The 24,200-nt window shown below is 38.6% G+C and carries 31 protein-coding genes; 9 read left to right on the forward strand and 22 right to left on the reverse strand.

Annotation, left to right across the window (positions count from 1 at the left end):
• From ccsA to F3059_RS00420, 8 genes are all read left to right on the forward strand, one after another.
• Entirely contained in the window at positions 1–2,424 is a 2,424-nt protein-coding gene (gene ccsA, locus F3059_RS00385; protein ID WP_151165951.1) for a cytochrome c biogenesis protein CcsA, read from the forward strand.
• On the forward strand, positions 2,421–3,182 hold the full coding sequence (locus tag F3059_RS00390) for a Rossmann-like and DUF2520 domain-containing protein (protein WP_151165952.1): 762 nt from the start codon (positions 2,421–2,423) through the stop codon (positions 3,180–3,182). The genes ccsA and F3059_RS00390 overlap by 4 nt, the downstream gene beginning before the upstream one ends.
• Entirely contained in the window at positions 3,175–3,678 is a 504-nt protein-coding gene (locus tag F3059_RS00395) for a KdsC family phosphatase (RefSeq protein WP_151165953.1), read from the forward strand. The genes F3059_RS00390 and F3059_RS00395 overlap by 8 nt, the downstream gene beginning before the upstream one ends.
• Complete coding sequence (locus tag F3059_RS00400) at positions 3,675–4,649, forward strand: geranylgeranylglycerol-phosphate geranylgeranyltransferase (RefSeq protein WP_151165954.1); 975 nt, start codon at positions 3,675–3,677, stop codon at positions 4,647–4,649. Before F3059_RS00395 ends, F3059_RS00400 begins: the two co-directional genes overlap by 4 nt.
• Before the next feature lie 357 nt (positions 4,650–5,006).
• Positions 5,007–5,195 carry a type II toxin-antitoxin system HicA family toxin gene (locus tag F3059_RS00405; RefSeq protein ID WP_151165955.1) on the forward strand — a complete coding sequence of 63 codons (189 nt, stop codon included), beginning with the start codon at positions 5,007–5,009 and terminating at the stop codon, positions 5,193–5,195.
• Positions 5,196–5,223: 28 nt separating this feature from the next.
• Positions 5,224–5,601: a helix-turn-helix domain-containing protein gene (locus F3059_RS00410; protein WP_223274515.1), complete on the forward strand. Its 378-nt coding sequence runs from the start codon at positions 5,224–5,226 to the stop codon at positions 5,599–5,601.
• A 15-nt stretch (positions 5,602–5,616) separates the two neighbouring features.
• On the forward strand, positions 5,617–5,973 hold the full coding sequence (locus F3059_RS00415) for a helix-turn-helix domain-containing protein (protein WP_151165957.1): 357 nt from the start codon (positions 5,617–5,619) through the stop codon (positions 5,971–5,973).
• Between the two features lie 277 nt (positions 5,974–6,250).
• The gene (locus F3059_RS00420; protein WP_151165958.1) at positions 6,251–6,823 is read left to right on the forward strand and encodes a Maf family nucleotide pyrophosphatase; all 573 of its coding nucleotides are present in this window, start codon (positions 6,251–6,253) and stop codon (positions 6,821–6,823) included.
• Here F3059_RS00420 and F3059_RS00425 read toward each other — a convergent pair.
• A complete protein-coding gene (locus F3059_RS00425) occupies positions 6,813–8,576 on the reverse strand; it encodes a MutS-related protein (RefSeq protein WP_151165959.1) in 1,764 nt (587 codons plus the stop codon). The genes F3059_RS00420 and F3059_RS00425 overlap by 11 nt on opposite strands.
• Positions 8,577–8,718: 142 nt before the next feature.
• On the opposite strand from F3059_RS00425, the gene F3059_RS00430 reads away from it, so the two are divergent.
• Entirely contained in the window at positions 8,719–9,318 is a 600-nt protein-coding gene (locus F3059_RS00430; RefSeq protein ID WP_151165960.1) for a YceI family protein, read from the forward strand.
• Between the two features lie 61 nt (positions 9,319–9,379).
• Here F3059_RS00430 and F3059_RS13630 read toward each other — a convergent pair whose 3' ends face one another.
• The 21 genes from F3059_RS13630 to F3059_RS00525 all read right to left on the reverse strand — a co-directional run bounded on the left by F3059_RS13630 (position 9,380) and on the right by F3059_RS00525 (position 24,151).
• Positions 9,380–9,529 (reverse strand): hypothetical protein, encoded by a 150-nt coding sequence (locus F3059_RS13630; protein WP_170264955.1) that lies wholly within the window; start codon positions 9,527–9,529, stop codon positions 9,380–9,382.
• A gap of 75 nt (positions 9,530–9,604) precedes the next feature.
• Positions 9,605–10,027, reverse strand: a complete 423-nt coding sequence (locus F3059_RS00435; protein WP_151165961.1) for a hypothetical protein — start codon at positions 10,025–10,027, stop codon at positions 9,605–9,607.
• Between the two features lie 22 nt (positions 10,028–10,049).
• A complete protein-coding gene (locus tag F3059_RS00440; RefSeq protein ID WP_151165962.1) occupies positions 10,050–10,280 on the reverse strand; it encodes a hypothetical protein in 231 nt (76 codons plus the stop codon).
• A 125-nt stretch (positions 10,281–10,405) separates the two neighbouring features.
• A complete protein-coding gene (locus tag F3059_RS00445) occupies positions 10,406–12,328 on the reverse strand; it encodes a coiled-coil domain-containing protein (protein WP_151165963.1) in 1,923 nt (640 codons plus the stop codon).
• Complete coding sequence (locus F3059_RS00450; RefSeq protein ID WP_317132333.1) at positions 12,315–12,818, reverse strand: ABC-three component system middle component 5; 504 nt, start codon at positions 12,816–12,818, stop codon at positions 12,315–12,317. The genes F3059_RS00445 and F3059_RS00450 overlap by 14 nt, the downstream gene beginning before the upstream one ends.
• Before the next feature lies 1 nt (position 12,819).
• On the reverse strand, positions 12,820–13,410 hold the full coding sequence (locus F3059_RS00455) for an ABC-three component system protein (protein ID WP_151165965.1): 591 nt from the start codon (positions 13,408–13,410) through the stop codon (positions 12,820–12,822).
• A 6-nt stretch (positions 13,411–13,416) separates the two neighbouring features.
• On the reverse strand, positions 13,417–13,599 hold the full coding sequence (locus F3059_RS00460) for a hypothetical protein (RefSeq protein WP_151165966.1): 183 nt from the start codon (positions 13,597–13,599) through the stop codon (positions 13,417–13,419).
• 180 nt (positions 13,600–13,779) lie between these two features.
• Positions 13,780–14,487, reverse strand: coding sequence for a hypothetical protein (locus F3059_RS00465; RefSeq protein ID WP_151165967.1), 708 nt, complete (start codon positions 14,485–14,487; stop codon positions 13,780–13,782).
• Between the two features lie 144 nt (positions 14,488–14,631).
• Positions 14,632–16,080, reverse strand: a complete 1,449-nt coding sequence (locus tag F3059_RS00470; protein WP_151165968.1) for a hypothetical protein — start codon at positions 16,078–16,080, stop codon at positions 14,632–14,634.
• A 135-nt stretch (positions 16,081–16,215) separates the two neighbouring features.
• Positions 16,216–16,836: an outer membrane beta-barrel protein gene (locus F3059_RS00475; protein WP_151165969.1), complete on the reverse strand. Its 621-nt coding sequence runs from the start codon at positions 16,834–16,836 to the stop codon at positions 16,216–16,218.
• Between the two features lie 157 nt (positions 16,837–16,993).
• Positions 16,994–17,542, reverse strand: coding sequence for a lysozyme inhibitor LprI family protein (locus F3059_RS00480; RefSeq protein WP_151165970.1), 549 nt, complete (start codon positions 17,540–17,542; stop codon positions 16,994–16,996).
• Positions 17,543–17,681: 139 nt separating this feature from the next.
• Positions 17,682–17,855, reverse strand: coding sequence for a GldL-related protein (locus F3059_RS13635; protein WP_170264957.1), 174 nt, complete (start codon positions 17,853–17,855; stop codon positions 17,682–17,684).
• A 169-nt stretch (positions 17,856–18,024) separates the two neighbouring features.
• Positions 18,025–18,693 carry a fibrobacter succinogenes major paralogous domain-containing protein gene (locus F3059_RS00485; protein ID WP_170264958.1) on the reverse strand — a complete coding sequence of 223 codons (669 nt, stop codon included), beginning with the start codon at positions 18,691–18,693 and terminating at the stop codon, positions 18,025–18,027.
• Between the two features lie 31 nt (positions 18,694–18,724).
• Positions 18,725–19,507, reverse strand: coding sequence for a hypothetical protein (locus tag F3059_RS00490; RefSeq protein ID WP_151165972.1), 783 nt, complete (start codon positions 19,505–19,507; stop codon positions 18,725–18,727).
• A 199-nt stretch (positions 19,508–19,706) separates the two neighbouring features.
• Complete coding sequence (locus F3059_RS00495) at positions 19,707–20,657, reverse strand: Fic family protein (protein ID WP_151165973.1); 951 nt, start codon at positions 20,655–20,657, stop codon at positions 19,707–19,709.
• Positions 20,658–20,691: 34 nt separating this feature from the next.
• Positions 20,692–21,066 carry a hypothetical protein gene (locus tag F3059_RS00500; protein ID WP_151165974.1) on the reverse strand — a complete coding sequence of 125 codons (375 nt, stop codon included), beginning with the start codon at positions 21,064–21,066 and terminating at the stop codon, positions 20,692–20,694.
• On the reverse strand, positions 21,057–21,434 hold the full coding sequence (locus F3059_RS00505) for a DUF3703 domain-containing protein (RefSeq protein WP_151165975.1): 378 nt from the start codon (positions 21,432–21,434) through the stop codon (positions 21,057–21,059). The genes F3059_RS00500 and F3059_RS00505 overlap by 10 nt, the downstream gene beginning before the upstream one ends.
• Positions 21,435–21,446: 12 nt before the next feature.
• The gene (locus F3059_RS00510; RefSeq protein ID WP_151165976.1) at positions 21,447–22,517 is read right to left on the reverse strand and encodes a S1C family serine protease; all 1,071 of its coding nucleotides are present in this window, start codon (positions 22,515–22,517) and stop codon (positions 21,447–21,449) included.
• A gap of 112 nt (positions 22,518–22,629) precedes the next feature.
• Positions 22,630–23,193: a hypothetical protein gene (locus tag F3059_RS00515; RefSeq protein ID WP_151165977.1), complete on the reverse strand. Its 564-nt coding sequence runs from the start codon at positions 23,191–23,193 to the stop codon at positions 22,630–22,632.
• Positions 23,194–23,223: 30 nt separating this feature from the next.
• Positions 23,224–23,646, reverse strand: a complete 423-nt coding sequence (locus F3059_RS00520; RefSeq protein ID WP_151165978.1) for a hypothetical protein — start codon at positions 23,644–23,646, stop codon at positions 23,224–23,226.
• 79 nt (positions 23,647–23,725) lie between these two features.
• On the reverse strand, positions 23,726–24,151 hold the full coding sequence (locus tag F3059_RS00525) for a hypothetical protein (protein WP_151165979.1): 426 nt from the start codon (positions 24,149–24,151) through the stop codon (positions 23,726–23,728).
• Positions 24,152–24,200 lie beyond the last annotated feature (49 nt).

A 24,200-nucleotide genomic window follows, 5' to 3' on the forward strand; every position in this document is an offset into this window, starting at 1 on the left:
ATGATAGAATACGTGGGCGAAAGACTGTGGGCCGGATACCTCGGCAACACATTTGTTATTTTGGCTTTTGTTGCGGCCTTACTGGCAACTGTTTCTTACGCATTAGGAGCTATAAAAGGTGATAAAAACCACAGTTGGAGAAAAATAGCGCGGTCGGCATTTTTTGTGCACACCTTCTCGGCAATCGGGATTGTTGTTACGCTACTCATTATGCTCGCCAACAACATGTTTGAGTACCACTACATTTGGCAGCACTCAAACAGCGATATGCAAATGCGCTACATCTTTTCGGCCTTTTGGGAAGGACAGGAAGGAAGTACCATTCTTTGGGTCTTTTGGCACAGTATCGTTGGTCTGATCCTTCTCTACACCTCAAAGAAATGGGAATACCGCGTGATGGCTGTTTTCAGCTCGGCACAGGTGATGCTACTCACCATGATTTTGGGTGTCTTCATCTTTGAAAAGCAATTCGGGAGCAACCCATTTACCATGCTCCTCCGCCATCATCCTGATTTTGCCAATCTCCCTTTTCTTCAGAACCCAAACTACATTCAAACTATTGACGGTAGCGGACTCAATCCACTACTCAAGAACTACTGGATGACCATTCACCCGCCAACACTGTTTCTCGGGTTTGCACTCACGCTCGTTCCTTTTTCCTATGCTGTTGCAGCACTTTGGAAAGGGAGTTATAAAAAGTGGGTAAAACCAACAATTCCGTGGGCTTATGCAGGAGTTGCTGTGCTCGGACTAGGAATTTTAATGGGTGGTGCCTGGGCTTATGAATCGCTTTCTTTTGGCGGCTTTTGGGCATGGGACCCGGTTGAAAATGCATCACTCGTACCGTGGCTCACCTTAGTTGGCGGAGCACACCTGTTGCTCATTCAACGCAACAAAGGTGCTTCACTGGTGTGGAGTTTCCTGCTTTTGATCCTTACATTCTTCATGATCCTCTACTCTACTTTCCTCACAAAAAGTGGAGTGTTGGGTGATACATCCGTTCACGCCTTTACCGACCTCGGACTTTCAGGTCAGCTCGTGTTTTACTTTGCCTTTTACGGAATAATCGGGTTTGGATTACTGATTTACAGACTCAAAGACATACCCAAGAAAAAAGAGGAAGACGCTCTTTGGTCGAGAGAGTTCTGGATGTTCGTGGGCGCTCTCATTCTGCTCCTTGCCGGATTCCAGATTACTTTCTCAACGAGCATTCCGGTTTGGAACAAGTTGTTCGGAACCGAAATGGCTCCACCGGCCGATCCGATCGAGCACTACAACAGCTTTCAACTGCCGTTTGCCATCGTGATCGCATTTGTGATCGGCTTTACGCAGTACCTGAACTACCGCAAAACAAATTTCCGCAACTTCATCAGCAAAGTATTGCGCGATGTGATCATCGGATTGGCGTTCACCATCGCGATCGGATTGGGAATGGGCATGAAAGACCCGCTTCTACTCCTCTTGTTATTCGCCACACTTTTTGCATTGGCAGCTAATGTCGATTACCTGTTCAGATCCACTCGCGTTCAGCGTGTAAAATCAGGTTCGGCAATTGCGCACATCGGTTTTCTTTTGGTTCTGATGGGAGCACTGATCTCAAACGGAAATAAAGAAATTATCTCTGAAAACACTTCACAGTACGATCTCACGTCACTCGACACCAACTACAGCAACAAGGAAAATATCCTTTTAATGCTTGATGACACGATGGAAATGGCACAGTACAACGTGGTATTCCGCGGGAAGGAAAAAGAAGGGATTCACGTCCACTACAATGTCGATTACCTCGACAAGGAAACGAACGAGAAGAAGTTTACGCTGCGTCCGTTTGTTCAGCTCAACGAGCGAATGGGAAATGTAGCCGAGCCATCTACGCGTCACTACTGGAACAAGGATATTTTCACGTACATCAAGTATGCTGAATTAGAAGACCGTAAAGAACCACAAAGCGACAGCTACGAGGAGCCGCAGGAATTCAAAGTGTCAATTGGTGACACTATTTATGCCAACAGTGCAATTTTTGTTTTCGACACGTTGAAGGTGGTTCAGAACAAGGAACTCCGCGACAGCCTTGAGCTGCACAATCACGACTTGCTCGTAAAAGCTGAGCTCACAGCATTTGATTTTGACACAAAAAGCCACAAGCTGGAAACGTATTTTGGTACGCGCGGCAGCAAAATCGTTACCATTCCTGATGTTGACGACAACCTGTACGTAAAAGTGGAACTCTTCAACATCGATCCCGATGAAGAGCAAATGGAGTTCCGCATCTTTGAGAAAAAGAACAAGATCAAGGAATTCATCATCATGCAGGCCATGATCTTCCCGTATATCAATATTCTTTGGATCGGGGCAATTTTGATGGTGATCGGTACCGTAATCGCTATTGTTTCGCGCCTTGTGAAAAAACGCAAATCGTCATGATGCGCATTGCCATCATCGGTACAGGAAATGTAGCGTGGCAGTTTGCAAATGCTTTTCGCGAAAAGCACAACGTTGAATTCATTTATGGTCGGAACGCTAAGAAAGCCGAACAGCTAGCTCAATCGGTTGAAGCTGCATTTTCGACTTCTTTCAATCAAATTCCACGAGATCTGGATCTCTACCTCATTGCAATCTCTGACGACCAAATTGAATCGGTTGCTGGTCAGATCCCTGAAGTGAGCGGAATCGTTGCACATACTTCGGGAAGTGTGGATCTGACCGTGATACCACACGAAAAAAGTGGCGTTTTTTATCCGCTTCAAACACTTTCAAAGGAAAAAGTTGTCGATTGGAAAAAGGTGCCGCTCTGCGTGGAATCTCAGCATGCGGAATCGCTGAAAGCTTTGACCGAGCTCGGATCTGACCTGAGTAAAAATGTGCAACAAATCGATTCACAACAGCGCAGAGCTATTCACCTGGCGGCTGTTTTTGCCTGTAATTTTTCCAATCACATGATGGCCAATGCACAGGAACTTTTGCGGGAATCGGAACTGGATTTTTCAATCCTAAAACCGCTCATCGAGGAAACGGTTGAAAAGGCACTTGAAGTAGGTCCTGATAACGCGCAGACTGGTCCAGCTATTCGTGGTGACGAAAAGACGCTGGAAAAACACCAGAATTTACTGGAAAACCACGCCCGACTACTGGAAATTTATAATTTGGTCAGCCAAAGTATTCAAGACACGCGGCATGAGTGAGCATTATCTCAAGAAACTTCCCCAAATCACGACTTTAGTATTTGATGTTGACGGTGTCCTCACCGATGGATCTGTCACGTTAATGCCTGATGGTGAAATGATAAGGACACTCAACACGAAAGACGGGTTTGCCATGAAGCAGGCTGCTAAGGCTGGATTACGCATGATCGCAATAACGCGCGGCAGCTCACAAATCGTGAAGGACAGTCTGCTCCGTTTGGGATTTGAAGATGTGGCGCTCAACATCATCGACAAGTTAGACAAGTACGATGAATACCGTCACATTTACGACTTGCAGGAAGATGAAGTCCTCTACATGGGTGACGACCTGCCGGATTTGGAAGTGATGCGCGAGGTTGGACTCCCAACCTGCCCAAAAGATGCAGTAAAAGAGGTACGCGATGAATGCGTGTACATTTCACCGTTTGATGGCGGGCGAGGTTGCGTTCGCGATGTTATTGAAAAAGTCATGCGTGCAAAAGAATTGTGGTCATGAAAAACTGGTTGAAAACAATACGCCCGATCAATTTACTGATTATCATCATCACGATGTTGTCTTTGCGCTACCTCGTGATAGAACCTGTACTGGTTCAGCTATCAGCAATGCTCAAAACCGAGCTCGTTCTGCAAATGACCGTACTACAGTTTTCTCTTCTCGTACTCTCAGTCATTTTAATTGCAGCAGGTGGTTACATCATCAACGATGTTTATGATGTAGAAATAGATCGCAAAAACAAGCCTGGAAAGAACAAAGTAGGGCAACAAATAAGCGAAAGTCTGGGACTCAACGTCTATTACATTTTGACAGCTACCGGAATTATTACAGCGCTCTCACTCGGTTTTTGGCTAGGCAATTATAACCTGGCATTACTGCACATAGCAGTAGCTGCTTCACTTTGGTTTTACGCAACAAACTTTAAAAAGTCATTCCTGATCGGGAACCTAATTATCAGCTTGTGTGTAGGTTTGATTCCGATTGTTGTCGGGTTTTACGAAATTGTACCATTACAGGAAGAATATTTCCACCTCAGCGAAAAGTATAAAAACTTCAACCTCAACTTTTTGTCTTACTGGATGATCGGGTTTGCCGTATTCGGATTCTTGGCAACGCTCGCCCGCGAGATCACCAAAGACATGGAAGACAAAAAAGGTGATATTAGTCAGAACGCGAAGACATTGCCCATCGTAGCCGGGAACGCCATTGCTAAAATCGTGGTCGTGTTGGTATACGGAGCCATGATCTACGGGCTCTACCACATTTACGTGACCCACTTAACCGATAGCTGGACATTCTGGTATTTTAGTCTGCTCGCGTTACTCCTCACCGTTATGCTCATCCTAACCGTACTGGCCAAAACCAAAGGACATTACCACAAAGTGAGCAACCTCAACAAGGTTACGTCAATCCTGGCGATCCTCTATCCTATTGGTGTAGCGTATATGCTTTATAACAGTAATTTGCTGTAGACCTTAATGATTCTACATGTCTTAATGGTTTTAAAAGCTAAACATTAAGTAATTAAGGTTCATTAAGAGGATTCTTCGAAATAGGGGGAAATAGACCCTCCCTTTTGGTCGAGCGAAATAAGGAGATATAGGTATTTCTCATAATAAATAAGGGTTGATGATTTCAACCAAAAAAAAATAAATAATTCCCTTTTGTCTTATCTAAGACCTGAAACAGGTTTTGGAAACCTGTCAGGTCTTTACTCAGTTGCTTTTTTATACATTTCTTCTACCACACTCAAATTTTAAAAGTTGAAAGCCACCATTATTTATGGAAAGTAAATAATTATTTACTTTTGTAAGGAGTTAGTATTACAGATGAAGTGTTCAAAGCTATATCGTATTCTGACAAAAGATGGTTGGTACCCCTACTCTCAAAAAGGATCTCATGTGAAAATGAAGCATGAAACAAAACCTGGAATTATTATATTTCCGAACCACGGCAGTAAAGAAATTGGAAAAGGATTAGAGAAAAAAATATTAAAAGACGCAGGCATCAATAAGTAATAGCATGAGGAGGAAAAAAGAAATAATAATGACAGTTGAAAAAACTGATACGGGTTTTTCAGCATTCTCTAATGACTATCCCATTTTCACAACCGGTGAGAATGTTCCTGAATTGATGAATAATGCATTTGAGGCTGCAGAATTGTACTTTGAAGATGAGGATATCAAGTTAGGTCATGAAGACATCAAATTTGAGATTGATTTCCAACAATTTTTTCAATTCTACAGAGTGTTAAATGCAAAGTATCTCGCTCAAAAGATAGGTATGAATGCTACCCTGCTTTCTCAATATGTACAGGGACATAAAAAACCATCAGAAAAACAAACAGAAAAAATTTTAAAAGGAATTCATGACATTGGCCAGGAATTATCAGGAATAAACCTGCTCCACAAAGTTAGAAAGTAGTCATTCTTAAGTAATATGAATTTAGCACCTATTAGAAATGAACAGGATTATCAAATTGCCCTCAACAGGCTCGAGGAAATTTTTGATGCTAAAAAAGGAACTGAGGAAGGTGATGAACTGGAAATTCTTTCCATACTCATCGATAAGTATGAAAATGAAAACTTCCCTATTGAAATGCCTGATCCAATTGAGGCTATTAAATTCAGAATGGAGCAATTGGGAATTAAGCAGAAGGATCTAGCTGAAATAATAGGATTCAAAAGCAGGGTCAGTGAAATTCTCAGCAAGAAGCGAAAACTAACTTTGAAAATGATCAGAAAACTCAATACGGCACTCCACATTCCCACTGATGTTTTAATACAGGACTATTAATCAGATTAAATTTTCAACTCTTACTTTTCATGTAATATTTTAACACCATAATCGGCAAATTACCGATTAAGGTGTTTTAAAATTACAGTTTTGATTCTTTCTTTTTGTTTTTTAAAACACCATATCTCGGCTCCGCTCGATAGACGGGAAGCTTTTTGTCAATCTTTTTTTCTTGACCTCGACCTCAGCCCTCCCTAAACATTAAACTCTCAAACTTTAAACAAAAAGACATTATTCCCATACTTTTGGCGCAACTCAAAATTTCTCTAAACAAGCAATGTTCAACAACTACAACATCATTTTGGCGAGTGGATCTCCGCGCAGAAAGGAACTGCTGGAAAAGATGGATATCGCTTTCGAGCAAACGTCTCTCGATATCGATGAGTCATTTCCGCATGAATTGCCGGCCAATGAGGTGGCAGAATACCTGGCGGTGGAAAAGTCGATGGCTTTCCGGGATCTGACCGAAAAGGAGATTCTGATTACGGCCGATACTACGGTGATTCATCAAAACAAGGTGCTCAACAAGGCGGCTGACAAAGCTGAAGCGCGCGAAATGCTGGAAAGGTTATCGGGTAGTGAACACGAAGTGGTGAGCGGAGTTTGTGTGCGCACACGGGACAAAAAGATCTCGTTTTCTTCCACTACAAGTGTGAAATTTCACGAACTCACAGATGCGGAAATCGAACACTACATTGAACGGTATGAGCCGTTTGACAAAGCGGGTGCTTACGGCATCCAGGAATGGATCGGGTTGATAGGCATTGAGGAGATTGAAGGTTCGTACTTCACGGTGATGGGTTTACCAACTTTTGACCTCTACGGGGCGCTCAAAGAAATCACGAGCTGACCTTATTCACCAACCCCATTTTTTCGAGTAAGAAGGAAGCATTCATGTTCTGGCAAACACCATCGCGGAGTTTGTAATCGAACTGTAGCTGGTCGTTGACGAACTCTACTTCAAAACTCTTGTTCACGATTTTTTGCAGGTGTTTTCCTTCCAGTTCGCACAGGCTGAGATCGTGCGTGGCGATGATTCCGCGCGAGTTGTACGACAGCAGTTTTTCCAAAAATGCCTCGCTCCCTTTCGCCTTATCGGCCGAGTTCGTTCCCTTGAGGATCTCATCCAGAATGATGAACAATTCCTGCCCTTTGTCAAGACTTTCCACAACAGCTTTGAGGCGTTTCAGTTCGGCAAAGAAATACGACTCGTGCTCTGCGAGTGAATCCTCTGTACGCATACTGGTAAACAGTGGTACGGGCCTGAATGCGAGCTCTTTCGCCACAACGGGCGCTCCCAACATCCCGAGGACCATGTTGCTGGCAATGGTGCGCAAAAACGTACTCTTCCCGGCCATGTTGGCTCCTGTCACAATAGCGAATTGCTGACTGTTGACGAGTGAAAAATCGCTGGAAACGCGTTCGTTATCAGGAATGAGCGGGTGACCGAGTTGCTTTGCTTCAAATCCGGTATCGGTCAGAGCCGGGTAAACGAATGATTCATTACGCATTGCAAAAGCTGCGATGCCGTTGTACGCGTCAAAATCGGTGACGGCTGTGAGCCAATCGCTGAGTGATGCGGCATTGTCGCAGTGCCAGTTGGCCAATCGGTGGATCAACAAAAAATCCCACAGAAAAAATCCGTTGAGTACGGTTCCCACGATCAGGTTGGCGCGGCTCTCCACGAGATCGGTGATCTTTGAGAGTTTTTGCAAACGGTCAGAGCCCGAACCAGCAGGCATTTTGACTACTTTGCTATCGGTTCGGTTTTGTTCGAGTATCTCGATTGCTTGCTTTACAGCACTTAAATCGGAGACGAAATCGGTGAGGTCGCTGAATTTTGGGTTGTTCGTTTTGTACTGGCTCCCCACGATCATCATCCCGAGGAGAAACCAGTAGAGTGAATACACTTCAGGGATCTGACCAATAATGCTGAGAATTGCCACGATGAGTGATCCCACAGAAAAGATGATCATGAGCGGCAGGTACCAGCTCGTTGATTTGATGCTCTCCCCGATCCAGCTTTTCAGTGAATCGTATTTTTTGGTGCTCAGCTCAGCCGATTTGAGGTGCGCAAAAAAGGCTGAACGCATCTCGTGCTTTGGGGCGTATTCTTTGATGAACGACTGCCGGCCTGCTACATCGTTTGGCTCTGACCGAAAATTCATCAATAATTCCTGCAACCTCAACTTGCCTTGTTCACTGGCCGAGGCGTTGAGTAAGGCAAACAGCGATTTTTGACCAAAGAGGTCGAGATCGGCTGCGTAAGGATGATCGAGTGAAATGGATTTTACGGGTTTGCCATCGGTTTGTTGAAAGTTGTGTTCCAGGAGATCGAGTTCTCGCTGGTTGTAGCGGATGAGTTCTTCAGCAAATGTGATTCTGCGCCTTAGTTTTTCATCCACTTTCACGAGGGCAAAAAAGCCGATGAGCAGCAATAGGCCAACGGGAATGGTGGCTGCGCTGTACCACGAAAAGTACATCCACAAGACGAGTGCGATAAATATAAGGAGCCGGGACAGGGAGACGAATCGTTTGCGTTTGCGGTGACTGGCAATATGTGCCTGTGCTTTTTGAACTTGTTCGCGGTAGTTTTGTTTCATGTATTCATCATTACTTCATCACAAAAATGAGATAAGTTCTGTCGCTACAAAGATGCTTTTACGAAAATTTAACTTTTAACGCGATTGTTATTTATATGTATATACATACATTTGTAATCTCATTAATTAAACTAAAGACAAAATGAAAAAATTAGCACTGACATTAAGTATGGCCGCTTTTGCGCTTACAACATTTGCGGGCGGACCTGCTAAGAAAGAAGCGAAGATCAACACTGAGGAGAGTAAACTACAGTGGATTGGCGAGAAGGTAACCGGAACGCACAACGGAATTGTAAAAATTGAAGAGGGAACGCTTGAAGTTGCAGACGGCAACCTCACTGGCGGAACTGTAAAAGTTGACATGCGCACGATTGAAGTGCACGATTTGGAAGGTGAATACAAAGGCAAGTTGGAAGGTCACCTGAAGAGTGAAGACTTCTTCTCTGCCGAGAAACACCAGTACGTGACTTTTAAGATCAATAAGTCTGTAGAGAAAGATTTGGAAGACGGTAATACGCACATGGTAACTGGTGATTTAACGATTAAGGGAATTACGAAAGAAATTTCTTTCCCTGCTCGTATCACGATGGAAGAAGGAACATTGAAAGCTTACGCGAGTTTTGAATTGGACAGAACGAAATGGAAAATCAAATACGGATCTGGCTCATTTTTCGATGACCTTGGCGACAAAACAATTTACGATGATTTCCAGGTGAAATTCAACATCACCGCTTCAATGTAAGATACTGAAGACTTTTTTAGAGTTAGGATAAATGGGAAGACCACCTGGAAGGGTGGTCTTTTTAATTTTTACAGCCTCTTTTTTCACAAGTTAATCTTTCACTTGTGTTTACCCAGTGACTGGGATTATCATTAGTATCAAATCCACATCCTGTGGTTCCACCTTTTTGTCCTTTATGGACTTCTCCTGTAGGTTTATGTTTTACTGCCATAATTAATGATTTTTAGAAATTTAATTTGCTTAAAGATAAATAATAAGATTTTATAGCCAAAGAATCAATATTCAATTACTTAGGTAAATCCTCCTCCAAAACATAAATACTATCTTCGATTTTCACATAATCATTTCTACTTTTAAAGTAAAAGTAAAACCTAGTTGTATCATATTTACCGTTGTAAGCCTTATGAGTTTTCTTAACCAAGTCCTTTGATACTGCAAATTGATAAATAATCTTTGAGCCAACAATTCCCTCTAAAATTATCATGTTATCTACAGTAAAGCTTTTAGAACTCCCTTCCCTTGATTTTGCTATAAGCTTTATTGTCCCTTTTTGATTAATTGATATCTTTTCTACTTCTTTTGGACACTTTAATCCCTCAGACCAATTATCTTTCCAATTACCGTCACTTCCCTTACCAAAATGATATTCATCAGCATATTCTTTATTAAAATCCGGATTTTGCTGTTTAAATGTCACAAATAATCTCATGATGAAATTTTCAATCTAAATTTTATTTTTTCACTGTAATCCAATCAATAATAGTCCCATCACAATCTGGAGCATTTGGACAACTGATATACTCATCTCCATATTTATCTTTAAAAACCTTGAAATCTCCTACAGTTATTACTTTGCCACAGTGGATACATTCTCTCTTATCAGCAAGATTGGGAGGATTATTACCAAATGGGTAATTCTCGGTTAGATATCTTTGTTTATCATTAATTTCTATTTCTTTCATGACAATCTAGTTTTTTCTTTGCTGTACTGATGAAATGTGTTTAACATTAAAAAAGTCATATACCTGATAGTCAAGGATCAATAACAAGCTTAGATTGCGGAAATCGTTGATTGTCCTATATCTTTTTAGTTTTCTATTTTTAAAGTCTTATTAGTTTCTGTATAAAACTCTCCTACACATAACTCAGAGTCATTTAATTCTGGTGAAATCATTGATGTTGTAATAATAATCTGGTGATTCACTTCCAACTCCTTTGAGATTTTGACAAGCTCTTCCTGAAAACTTTGACTTCGGTCAGGTTGCATACCCTTATCTTCAATATTATCACAAAGAATAAATCTTGGTAGTCGAAAGAATTCTTTCTCCAATGAAGCAAAAAAGATTGCAAAACGCACGCTGTTCTTTAAATATACATTGGAACTTTCCGAGAAATTGTTTTCCCCATCTAATGAAAATGTATTTCTGTCGAAATCTAGTTCTATTTTGCTGCCCGTTTTAAACTCATCTTGACGCCCCAAATCACTATGCAATAATCTTAAAGCATAAGATTGTATTTTTTGATAGGCACTTTGCAGTCTATTTCGTTGATGTGATTCTTTGGATTTAATACTGGCAGTTAAAGCTTCAATCTTTGAACGAAGACCTGCGAGTTCCTTTCTCAATACTTCAATTTGTTCTAAGGCACTTAATTGTTTTATTAAATATTCATTTTTTGATTTGAGCTCACCTTTTTTAATGAGTAAGTCATCAAATTCTTGATTTCTTTGAGTTTTAGTTGTTGATAGGGCTTCGTTCAGGTCTTCTTGAAGTGCTCTTACTTTTTGTTCGAGAGTAGGGTAGTTAGATTTAAGTTCAAGAAGTTTGTGTTCTTTCTCTAAATACAACTTTTTAGACTCTCTAATTTGATTGTCTATTTCTTGTTGCATTCGTTTTATTTGAGAAGAGCCTTTGTCTTCTGGTAATTGCTGTTTGCAAAGCTCACAATGATTTTCATCGATTACAGGTTCGAGAGGTGATAGACAATTTGGACAATGATTCATTTTAAGATCATCAAAAGTTTCTCGAGTTAAAAGAGAATCAGATAATGCTGCGGCTCTTTTTTCTAAACTTCTCAAAAAGTCTTTAGAATCAAGCAGCTCAAATTCGTAGTTGTTAATCTGTGATTGAAGAACCGATAATTTTTTTCGGGTTGCAAGAAGATTAGTTTTAATTGTTACTACTTTCAGTTCCGTCTCTTCGCTTTCACTTTTTAACGTGTCTTCGTTATTCGAAAGCTTTTCTAGATAATTATCAATACTCTTAACCTGTGTATTGTTTTCTTCAATTAGTGCCTTAATTGTTTCTACATTGGTTTCATTATCACTTGATTTGAAGATTTGTTCTATTCCTTCAAATTGTTTCTTTTTTACTTCTTGATCTTTTATTGATTCTCTCAACTCAATTTTCTCAGAGTACAAAGTGTCATCATAGACCCCAAATAACAAATCTGCGATTGTTTTTCTCGTAATTGACGAATCAAAAGTTTCAGTCATTAAGAGGTCCAATGTCATACTCTTTTGGTCGACATATAACATTCTTAATATCTGATGCATAGTTATATTGCTATCAACATCTCCCCTTAGTTCAGGAAATCCAAGTGCAGTAAATAGAGCGTTTGAGAAGCTTTTTTTGCCCGTTGATTCAACTCGTCTATATGGGAAAATCTGCCACCCTTCACTACCTGCTTTTGATGCTTCTTCATAATTGCCCCAAAAAATTGACATTGGCTGGTTTCCTGATTCACTTACCGTTCGCTTTACAGTAATTGGCTCAGAATTGATAAAAATCTCCGCATAAACATCCTTGCAATATAGTGCTGCGGTAGTCCATTTTTTAAAATCACCTCCTAAGACAAAAAATATGAAATTACCAATGGTTGATTTCCCTGCACTATTGTTACCACGAATTATGTTTATCCCATCGTGGAAGGTCTCATTATATGCAACTTTACCGTCATGAGTAAAGATGACGAGTTTATTCAGCTTTAAAAATGGATTATACTGCGTCATACTTGAATTCAATTAGGTTAGTTTTTACTTTAAGACCTAAATGACCATAGAGATTAAGCGATGCAAGCGGTCCTGTTATTAGGGTAAGTAAATTTTGATTTGACTTAAATTCTTCTTGAATCCTAAGAGATAGTTGCTCAGTTAAAGGAATGTCTGTTCTTTTAATTTTGCCATTCTTGAATTCTCTTGCGTCCAAGAGTGAATAAGATACTAGGGCTTTCATCGCAGAAATTTGAATTTGCTCCATTTTGAAAAAAAGGCGTTTACGATCTATGACTCTTTCATATTGATTCATTTCTGCTTTCAAGTATTTTCTATATTTCTTGAATCCCCGAAAGCTTTGTATTTCTAAAAGCTCTGCTGGAAAGGCTAGATAAAAATCAAGAATCCTAAGCTTATCTACTTCCATAATTTGTTCAGTTTTTTCAGTTATTTGAAGGATTCTGAACATAGTATGGTACAAATCATATGCAGGGCTGTAGATTAACATTTTAGTTCCATTTTATATGACAGTTACCCATTAGAAAATATATCATTCCACTTATCTCATCTTCATATAGTTTAAGTAGATTTTCGCCTAAAAGGTCTTCCATAGGGTTAATTATGAATTCATCAACTAATTGGTTGATGAAGCTTTCAGGGTGCTCTTCTGATAGCCTTGGATATATGTGGTCTTCAAACCTTCTATACACTTTGGCAAGCAAGAAGGCATAAATTTCTTGTGCTGTTTCAGAGTGCTCATTTTTAAGAAGTTTTTTGCTGAATTTTTCTTTTGATCTTTCTGCAAAATTTAGATAGTTCAACCTGTTTCCATTTTCGAGCTTCTTCTCTAGACCGATCACTTCTTCATCTTTTGCATATGATTTGAAGTGTTGAAGTTCTTCAATCATCTCGGTAATCCCTTTAGTATTCTTTTTCTCCTCTTCTAGTTTGTCATAAAGTATTTGGAGTTGAGATTTTCCACCAAAGGACATCCGTCCAATATTTATGGTTTGTTTATTGACATCGCGACCTGCCATATCGCCATTTTCAACATTATTACCTGATTGAGTTACTTCGTTTGTATTATCAGTGTCAGCCATTTGAGATCATTTATTGACATCACGACCTGCCATATCGCCATTTTTCACTTTGTTTTTGCTTTGCTTAACCTTATTGGTTGAATTATCATTGATTGTCTTCTTAATCGTTATTACCTTATTTGCAACAAACAATGCAATCAGCAGTCCCAAAATTGAGCATATGCCGGCAATTATATTAAAAGTCTCCATTTTTAAATGTCTTTCTTTGGGTTAATTGTTGTCGACTCACACGTGCAATAGACATACTCTACTTCTCTGTAAAAATAACAAACTCAAACAAAACATACCACCCCAGGTCAAAATTATTTTTTGACTGGTAGGTTATTTAAGGAACTTTTTGGAGTTATAGAATTTGAAAAGAAAAAGCAATTAAAGGGTATTCCTCCTTATGTATTTCCGCTTTATGTTTTTATTGCTGTCTGATAAGCCAGACATAAGAAGCTCTTTGTGATCTACTTCTATTTTCCAGCTTTCAGATTTCCCTCCTCCCACGTGAGGAATTAAGGTGACCTCAGGTCTGTGGCCGTGGATGTGCCAATAGCCTGTCAACCGTTCCCCTTCAGGACTGAAGTTGATGTAAACTCTATCCCAACGGATGAATAACTTGTGTTTATCCTTACTATCGAAATCTGACAAAACAGATTGCCCTTCCTTCGTAATTTCAACTAAATCCCAAACACCTTTCAGGTAGTCGGCAGGAGACATTGGTAACTCTTTAATTGGCATCAAGGTCACCTTGACGTGCATACCTTCTTCCTCGCGCTCCCAAAACATTTTCTCAGCTCCAAACGAAACAGTAAACCCACCAAACTCATCAGTTATATCTAATGAGTCAGTAGCTGTGTACATGTTGCTTTCGGCATCGTAACTCCAATTGCCTTTTCCATTTTGAAGCCAACCGTTCCCGGCCTGGTATTTCCCATCAGGGTTTATTCTAAACCACTTGGCTACTGGGGTCATGTTTTTTTCACCGACTGAAACTTTCTCCACTTCCCATAAACCTGTTAGGTTTTCTTTTTGAGCGTAAGTGTGAAGGGACAGGAGTACCAACAAAAAGAACGTTATATTTTTCTTCATTTTATGGATTTTATTTTAATGTAAGCATTTTCAATGTTCTCCTTACACCAGGGTTCTGACCAATAATTAGCATTTCAATCTTTTAGCAAATGCATTTTCTACTTATTAAGCAAGTGTGCAGATAAGCGAACATGAGAGTATGCCTCATTCTATTTTTTTCGCTAGATAAAGCGGAAGTTCCTCAACAGCTTTTTCTAATTTGTCTGCGTTATCCTTCCTTTTGGTTTCATCCTCAAGGTGGTAATTGTAATTCAGAAACAAATAATACATTACCATTCTATTGTAATCATCCAGGCTGTTATCGCTTATCATTTCAAGCATTCTCGTTTCAATTTCATTTGAGAATTTTGTTTCAGAAAGTGCCCTTCCGAGTCTGCCAATGCTACCATAATAATGATTTTGACTTGGGTTTTCTATTCTAAAAGAAATACCAAATAACAAATCAGTTACATCTATATCCAACTCTTCCAGTTCTTTTATATACGTCTTCCTTCCATCCCAGGCATAACTTCCATCACTTGCCCTTTCAAAGCGGTCATTCATGATATCGAGGTGTGAACGAAGAAATGTTTCCCAGTTTACTGTTTGAGCTGACAAAACAGCAATATTCATTGCGTGAACTCTCGGTCTGTTATCCATGCTACAACCTCCAACGACTATTCTGCCTCTTTTCAATTCGAGTTCAGCTTCCTTAGAATGATATCTACCTACATACTCTTCGAACTCATCGTCAGAACCTCCCTTCTCAAGGGCCTCTTCAACTGCATCATCTAGTAGAGAGGAAAACTTCTTTTGTTTTGATATTGAACTATCGATTAAAGGTATTCTCAATGAATCCCACACATCATATCTCGCCCAGTAATCACTGTAATCCTCATCTTCACTGCGTTCAGGCCTATTCGTCTCTCTATGAACATACTTCATGAATTTTGAGACTTTAGAGGGGTGTTTTGATTCATACCTAACTCCAGTTCTCTCAGCATCTTCCCTAAAAACCTGAGAAGATGTATCTACCATACAATCTGAATACTGAATCATTCGCGCATAAACTTCAGGAATTGGTTGTTTTTCAAATTCTGATGTAAAATAAAATCCTCTGATAGATTCATCCGAGTAACTATCACCTTCCCAATAATTGAACACCCATGACCCTTTAAAAGATCGGGCATTGATCTCAGGACTTTCTTCCAACTGTATCTCATAATTTTCAACAGTGCTACTAAAGTCAACTATATTTTTGTCTTGATAATTTTTGTACTTGAACTTTACGACCAGCAAGTCTTTATCAATCGTGGATTCTGAATATTTCTCAATGAAGTCCTCAAAAGACATATTATTTTCCATATCCTTTTGAGCTTCTCTTATATTGCCTTCATCTAAATCAACATAGTGAGCTTTTGCCTGGTACTTTGAGTAATAAGTTTTGTTTAGATCACAGGCTCTGAATTTGATATTGAGCGAATCCACAATGAATTCAAGCTGATCCATTGTATTACTGCTGTACATAAGGCCATTTGAATAAATCTTAAACTCCTGTCCGTAAGAAAGTAGACCGGAGGCGATAATTAGCATAATAATTGTCAATCGTTTCATAGTATTGAATTTTAAATTGGTGTAACTATTATTATCACGCTAAAATCACCTGTACTCCTATGTGTGAATTTAACAAATCACTCCTTACGAGTCAAAATTATTTTTTGGCCATTAGGTCTTTTCAAGAACTTTTATTTACCCAAGGAAACTAAACACCAATGAGATATTGTGGAAATAAAGTGTTTGAAGTTCGGGGTGTCCGTTGACATTATGTAGTCCGAAAGAATACCTCAACTCAGGTGCGAAATTGAAATGCTTTAAGGGTTTATCGACTCCAACACCAAAGTCGATGGCAAAATCGTAACGAGTGGGAAACTCTGTTTTGCCAGGTTCTTTCAACAAAAGCGGGAGCTTGACATTTGGACCTACATAGAAATAAGGACTTAGCTTTTCTTTATTGTCTTTGAAAAGAAAATGAGTCATAAACTCGAGGCTAACCGGCATTACCTCGTAATCTAGTTGTGAGCCGTCAGCTCTGTCAAGTTCAACTTTGCTATTGTTAAAAGACAACTCAGCTTTTGGAGATATGTGGAACAATTCAGAAACGCTGTAATCTGCCAGGACTCCTAATCTAAAACCGAAGTTGTTGGTCACAGATGCGTTTTCCGGCAGTTTATCATCATCGAGCAGATTGGAATAATTGAGTCCGAGGTTAAAACCGTACTTCAATCGCTTTTCATCGATTGAATCTGAAGACTGAGAGAAAATTGTTGAACTACAAAACAGCAATGCGATGGCTAAAACTACTTTTTCCATAATTTTTCTATTTACGAGTTGAGTAGCGTTTTGCCATTGAATTCGTTTAAATAAGCTAACGGACTCGTTTCGTTTATATTGTAGCAATTCCGGATTGAAACAACCGTTCGGTTCTGACAAAAAAATGATGTGAAGCTAATTTTTGACCGAACCGGTTTTATTCCGTTTTACGATTTAGGTAATGATAGAACTCCACTACCCTGTTCCTGGTCAGATCCAGGGTTCTCAAAGCCGCAAATACTCGTTGGTTTGTTCCGCCACCGGAGTAGTAGTCGCTCATGAGAAGTACATTCAACTCGCGTTCAGAATCCCTGAACTCTATCCAGTTCTTTTGTGATTGACTCAGTACTTTTTTGTCTTTCTCGTTTAAACTTCCCTGTAGTTGTTGATAGTATTTGTTCATCAGCTCGTCATACTTTTCATTGGCATCGAGAACAGAGAGTACCATTCCGTTTATTGAGTGGTCGAGATTTGTAATGAGCCTTCTTCGCTCTTCGATTTTGAAAGTATCGACAGTAAACTCAATTTGCAAAAGGGTATGTTGATGCCGAACATCGCTCTCTAGTGAATCTCTCAATCTTTGGGCCGATGCCTTCACTTTATTTTCAACTTTGAGAGAGTTCGCATCTCTCAACTTGCCCGATGTTTGTCCAACGCAAGCAACACCAACTATCATCAGTGATACGGTAAGTAGAATTGTTTTCATTGTTCAGTTGTTTGGTTTGCAGTTGAGCGAATATAGTGAAAAGTTCAACTGTCGTTTTGATACATTGCTGAGAATTGGGCTAAACAAAAAAGCCCGTCATTTTCAAGACGGGCTTAAATTCGTTTAAGAATTATTTGACTCAGCTTTTACCATATCGATATACTGCATAAACAGGAATGAAAATCAATGCTAGTCCGCCTACTCCAAATACAAGACCAATTGTAGCTCCTGGCCAATGCATGAATTTGAATAGCAATCCCAGTAGTGTTAAACTGGAAAACAATGCGCCAAAAATATAAGCTGCCTTTTTCATAAATATAGTGTTAAGTTGTCCTACTCTTAAGGCTTTTCAGATACTCCCCGTTTATTCTTGTGGTTGAACGGCTCCACTTACTATTAAAATGCATTTTGATTAAATATTAAACTCATGATTCACTTTTGTAAATAAGTTGAGTTAAAAACTTATCATTTCATAGAAAATCTCAATCATCTTTTATGCAGCGTATGGATAAGCCATTCTCCTTATCTCCTCTGTACATATAAAAAGTACTCTCTACAGATGACAAACTCGAATACCAGGCATCATAATCGTTATAGGAGGTACTACTCCAAAAATCTGCACCATTACCTTTACCGTTAAAACCATCTGAAAAACCGTCTTCAGTTCTTGAACCTGCAGCAATACCAGTAAAGCCGCTTTTATTAGTCCCATTACCGTCATCTTCCCATCCACTTTCACTTTTCAATGAGTTTCCGGCAACACCTTCACCCCCTAAAAAACCAGCTAATTCTTTCCATTCTGAATAACTGGGAACATGCCATCCCTCCGGAGCAATTCCCCGAGGATCATTAACCGCATACCAATTGTACAATTTCCCATACTCTTCTTCATTAGCTGAATCGTTCTCGTAATAGCACCAAGCTGCTGTGCCATCTTCTTTTGCTTTGTTCCATTCCTCATCAGTTACCGCCTGAGGAATAAGGTCTCCATTGCGAAACTTGTGAACGTTTAAATTTTTCGTCATCCACACCTGTTCACCAATTACAACCTCATCAATGGGTTTGATCTTATGGTCATGTATCGACACACCAAAACTCATCAGAATTAGTAGAGTTAATAGTGCAGTAAAAGTTTTAATTTGCTGTTTCATAGCGCAAAATTTCAAAGTTGAATTTCCTAACTCATTCGTTTTGGTCAGATCCACTAATGACGTATTCCCACGACTCCTCATTTATGAATTCAAAACTGAAAGTACTCGAATAAACTTCACGATATCTCTTCGTGTCCCAGTCTCTCCTGGTAACCGAATAGTTGATTTCACCTTTCTCTCCGTCAAGCTCATATTGGGTTTCACAGCCGCAAATAAAAGTAGTTAAGCCATCCTCAGAATCTTCCCAAATCATTTCAGGTTCGCTGGTAATATTGAGTTTATTATCGATGATCAAATTCACGCTATCACTTCGTAATGAAACAATAGAATCCAATCTTTTTAAAGAAGCATAATAGAGCTTTTTGTACTCCTCTTTTAGACTATCAACTATTCTATGAGAGCTATTCCGCGGTCTGACTGTATGCACAGCATCGAGTTCTGACCGTAAAACATCCAGAGAATCCTGTACTCTAAATTCAGCATTGTTTTTCCAGGTTTCAATATTCAGCTTTAGCCGATTTGAATCAGTAATTTCACCGTTTTTTTCAATGTGCCTTTTCATACTTTCTCTCCAGTCAAATTCTTTTGATTGAATGAGTTCTTCATAATAAGGCTCGAGTACTGCTTCTCTGAAGTAAATCTTGAGTGAATCCTGCAACTTTAATTTGGTTCTATCGAAATGATCAATGATATGCACATAGAGTGCTCCTTTAACATCGTTTGAGGAAATATCATCACATTCAGGTGTGCCGCTAAAGCAAGAATGCAAAAGCAAAGAAAGAGAAAAGAGGACGAGAGTTAGGTTGTGTTTCATCCAGTGCTATCATTTATCAATCATAAATGAAGTAGGAAGCTGTAAAACTCGCATTCTGTTTATATTGAATCAACTAATCAACACATGAATGCTATTGAATGTACAATATATGAAAAATAACCTATATAAAGTGTAGAAAACCAATGGAATCTGATAAAAATAGTGAGAGAGACCAATTCAATGATCATGCAATCCGCTGTTAGAATTTATACTTTGTTTTTTTCTTATCCCCGGTTTTGTTGAAAATATCGAGTTCAACACCTTTCCTCAAGTCTCGGCTGGCTGTAGCTGCTGAAATATCTTTAAAGACTTCCATATAGTCTTTCCTTGTAAACTCTCTTTTATTGAGTGAAACGAAATACTCTAATCGATCCTGTTGAGTAACTATTCTATTTTTAAAGTTCAATACTTGGTCTAAGGACTGATCTAAAACCCCCAGCATATATTCGATAAATGAAGTTGAATTGCCTGCTTTATCACTATCAGAGAGAGCTTTATAGTATCTATCCTGATCATTGCTGATCAACGTTTCAAAAGGTAAGTATTCAAATAAAGGGTATTTCTGCATGAGAATTAATGTTTGCCACAACCGTCCCATTCTGCCGTTTCCATCTGTAAACGGATGAATAAATTCCATTTCATAGTGAAATACACAGCTTTTTACTAATTCGATTTCTTTAGATAATTTTAAATAATTGAAAAGCTCTTTCATGAGAAATGGTACATTTTCATGAGGCGGTGCGTAGTGTTCAACATCAGACCCTTTAACTATTCCAACCCCCTTTTTTCTATATTTACCTGCATCATCAACTAATCCCTGCATTAGTTTTTTATGACAAGCCAAATAGGACTTTTCATCCAGCGGGTTGTAACTTTTGATTTGTTCATAAACCTGAATCGCATTCATCACTTCTTCTACATCCATTTGTGGACCAACTACTCTCTTATTATCAATCAGAGCTGTTATCTGCTCACCGGACAATGTATTTCCTTCAATCCTCAATGAAGACTGAATCGTTTTCACTTTGTTTTCCTTCCTTAACTTAGGAGAAGGTTTATCAAGATGTGCTTCATTGATGGCTCCTATTTTTTCAGAAATAGAAGTTATAATCTGTAATGTTTTAGGTGTAATGTCGTAAAGAGGCTTCATCTGATAGTATCATTTGATAGTATCAAAGATAAGATCATTCTGTACAAATAGAAAGAATTTGCAAAATGATGATCAGGGTAAAGATCACGAATTGAGGGATCGTAATTTTGAAAATTTCTCTGTGAATGAAGGCTGCAATGAATAGGCTTGTGAGAAAATTGATCAGAACCAATCCAACTGGGAAATAGACTGAAATACCGGGTAATTCGATAACTTCAGCAGATGTCAAAACCTGAACAACTCCAACAGCTAACAACAGGATTCCACCCTGAAAAATCATTATTCTCAGCGACCCGATCATGATAGGGTTGCTCGTCAACTTTTTCAATTCCGGTATTTGCTTCTTTTCCCCATAAACGTTGTGCGCAATACTCATAAGCACAATCAAAATACCTGCAGCTATTCCCATCTTACTCCGGCTTTCATAAAAATATCCTTAATTTCATTTTCGATTGGGAATGGTTTTAAAAGAGGCACATTTGATCCTCCCGGATTTCCAACCGGCACTTTTCCAACAAACGACTTAACTCCACCGAAAATCAGGCGCGGGATCTGACCAAAAACCTCATTTGTACTCTTGATCTTAAACCCGAATTGAAGCATTTTCAAATGCACAAATGAATGAGCGTAAGGATAACGCTGACCGATGATATGGGCTTTTTCCAGATGTCTCCAGGCCGTGGTCAGATCCCCAACAATATAGTTAGCTTCGTATTTCTCGAGTTCCTTATCAAAGTAAAGTTTTAGCGATTTAGGGAGTGATGTGTAGAGTTTCATAGCTCGATACGATCAGTTTGTTTTGATGATATAAACGAAGTTTGAAATCGATTCAACCTGCTCAGACAACTCTTTACCAGCTAGTTTAGCATCAGTTTTATTGAATTGAGTAACTCCCGATTCAAACAAGAAATCTTCGATATAATTCGATTTGATCGCATACCCGACCTGATCAGCAACATCTGAACTTATCTTAGCCGACACAATACCGATCAACTCTCCGTTTGAGTTGAAAAGCGGACCTCCACTATTCCCTTCCTGAACGGCAGCAGAAATCTGATATTCAGAGATACTATTCTTAAAACCAGTCAATGAGTTAATAATTCCGTCAGTGATTTTCACTTCAGAACCCATAGCGCTTTGCATGGGATAGCCGAGCGTGAAAACTCTTTCAGCTTTGATCACACTATCAGAATTAAGTAGATTGTAAGGTGGTTTTTCGAAACTAACAAGCTTAGACTCTACTCTCAGCAATGCTAAGTCAGATGACTCATCCACAGCTACAACTCTAGCTGTAACAGGAATTGAAAATTCTCCCTTAATCCCAATTACCTTAACAGATTCAGCTGTATCAACAACGTGATGATTTGTGAGAATATATCCTTCATTATTCACTAAAAAGCCTGTCCCCTGAGATGGACCTTTTTTATTTTGAACAATTGAACTTCTATTTATCGGAAACTCAAGACTTTCTTTATAACTAAATTTTCTTTTAATTTTATCAAAGGACTTTTGAATTTCTTCTGGCCCTTCAACTTGACTAATATCTCCTTTATCAAAAAACAAATAATACTCTTTATTTGACTCGATATTCAGGGTAACTTGATCAATTCTATCTACCATAGTCCAATCACTGGTTACCATAATATTACCTGTTGAATAAATTTTATAATCTATTTGGGTTTTCCAAGGTAGATCAAGAGGCCTTTGATTCTGAAACTCAATTATAGCATCAGCTGCACATCCAATAATAGCATTACTTCTGATTATATGAATGATAGACGACTCCGGTTCATTTCCATTTTGAGAAAATCCAATACTCGAAAGGAGTATTAATAGCAATAATAAAACAGATCTTTTCATAGTTTGGTTGTTTTGATTATTGAATATCCGTTATTTTAAATCACGGTTATTTACAAGGGATAAAACTAACAAAGTCAGGAAAAAGAACGCTTTTTTATCTGAAATTTGTAATTCACATCTTCTCTTTATTTAAGCTATCAATGATGATTGCGGCTTTTTGACAGGACTTTTCATGTTGCTCACAGAGCATTTGATAAGAAAGGATTAATTTATCAATCGCCAATTCATCATTTGGTCTTACTTCGAGAGCATTATTAAAATGCCCAATTGCTATGAAAGGCTTTTTCCGGTTTAAGCTTGAAAGCCCTTTATTGATACTTTCATCATAGATTTTGACTTCTGATTTATGGTGCTTAACCGTAGTATTGGACTCTGACTGAAAAGCTAACAGTGAAAAAGCTAAATACCCAATAACTGTTACAACTATCAAAACAGAAAAAAGTAAGACTACTCTCAATCTGTTTTGACGCTTAATCTCATTACGGAGTCTTGATCTTATTTCTTTTCTCTCTTTATCAGAAAGAGGTTTTTCTGGAGTTTTTAATTTTTTCGAGTAGAGTCCTTTTAATTCTTTTTGACTGCGCTTTTGATCAAAAAATCCCTTTCGCCTATTCAATAACTGCCTGTTATTCTTCAGGGTATTGATCATTGTATGTATAGATCCTTCGCCTCCCACTCTAGTTTAATTATGATTGGTTATTACAACTTAATCCACTAATAATAAGCCATTAATAAATACGACATAAACACCTAAAATTGCTGTCACAATAAATCCAATTATTGCCAAGCGAAAATAAGTTTGATAGTAGGAAAAGCTTATTTTAAGATCAGCAGATAAATCCTCAATTTTCTTTCTTTTTTGAAATAGCGCAAACATATCCACTGTCTTTTTGAAACTGTTATCGTGATAGCTTATATTTAAATCTTTTAATTCAGATCGGTGTTCATCTATTAATTTTCTACTCAATCCCAACCATGTATTAAAAAACAAAAACCAGTAAAGAACGAAACCTAAAAATCCCCAAATAATTGGTATGAAGTTTCTAGATGGCGGATTGAGCGTTAATATCAAATAAATACACCCGAAGAATAGCAACAAGAATAATATATTATGCTGGTTCGTAGTCATTTCTGTATAAGTTAGGACTATATAGAGTTCTGAGATTTATTAACTGTTTAACTCTAAATTATTCTTCAACGTATAACACTTAACTCTTCCTTGTCACTTTCAATATCTTCCTCGGCTCTTTACCAAGGCCCTCAGAAAAATGAAAAATATTTATTTCATCAACTTCATCCAGCCCCTTAAAAAGTTCTTTAGTTGTTATTGTCAAACGCGGATTACCGATATACTTAATTTCTTTTTCAATCTTTCCTGAGTGATCATCAACGACATAAAATTCTTCTATAGCTCCGGGGTAAATGGAACATCTGTGTCGGTATATTTTGATTGTATCAGAACTCTTTAAACTATCTATCTCTAGATGGTGATAATCCCAAAAGGAAAAGTTTTCAATTTCACGAGAATCATAAATGACTTCCTGATTAAGCTTAATCAACCAATAAGAAGCAGAGTCTGCAACACTGATAGTGATGAAACAAAGATTAAAAATGGCAATTAGTAAGTATTTCATTCTACTCAAATTGTAATTATCAGTCTATCCTTATCCCCTTATGTCTCTA

The organism is Salibacter halophilus (genome assembly GCF_008806325.1).
GTDB lineage: Bacteria > Bacteroidota > Bacteroidia > Flavobacteriales_G > Salibacteraceae > Salibacter > Salibacter halophilus.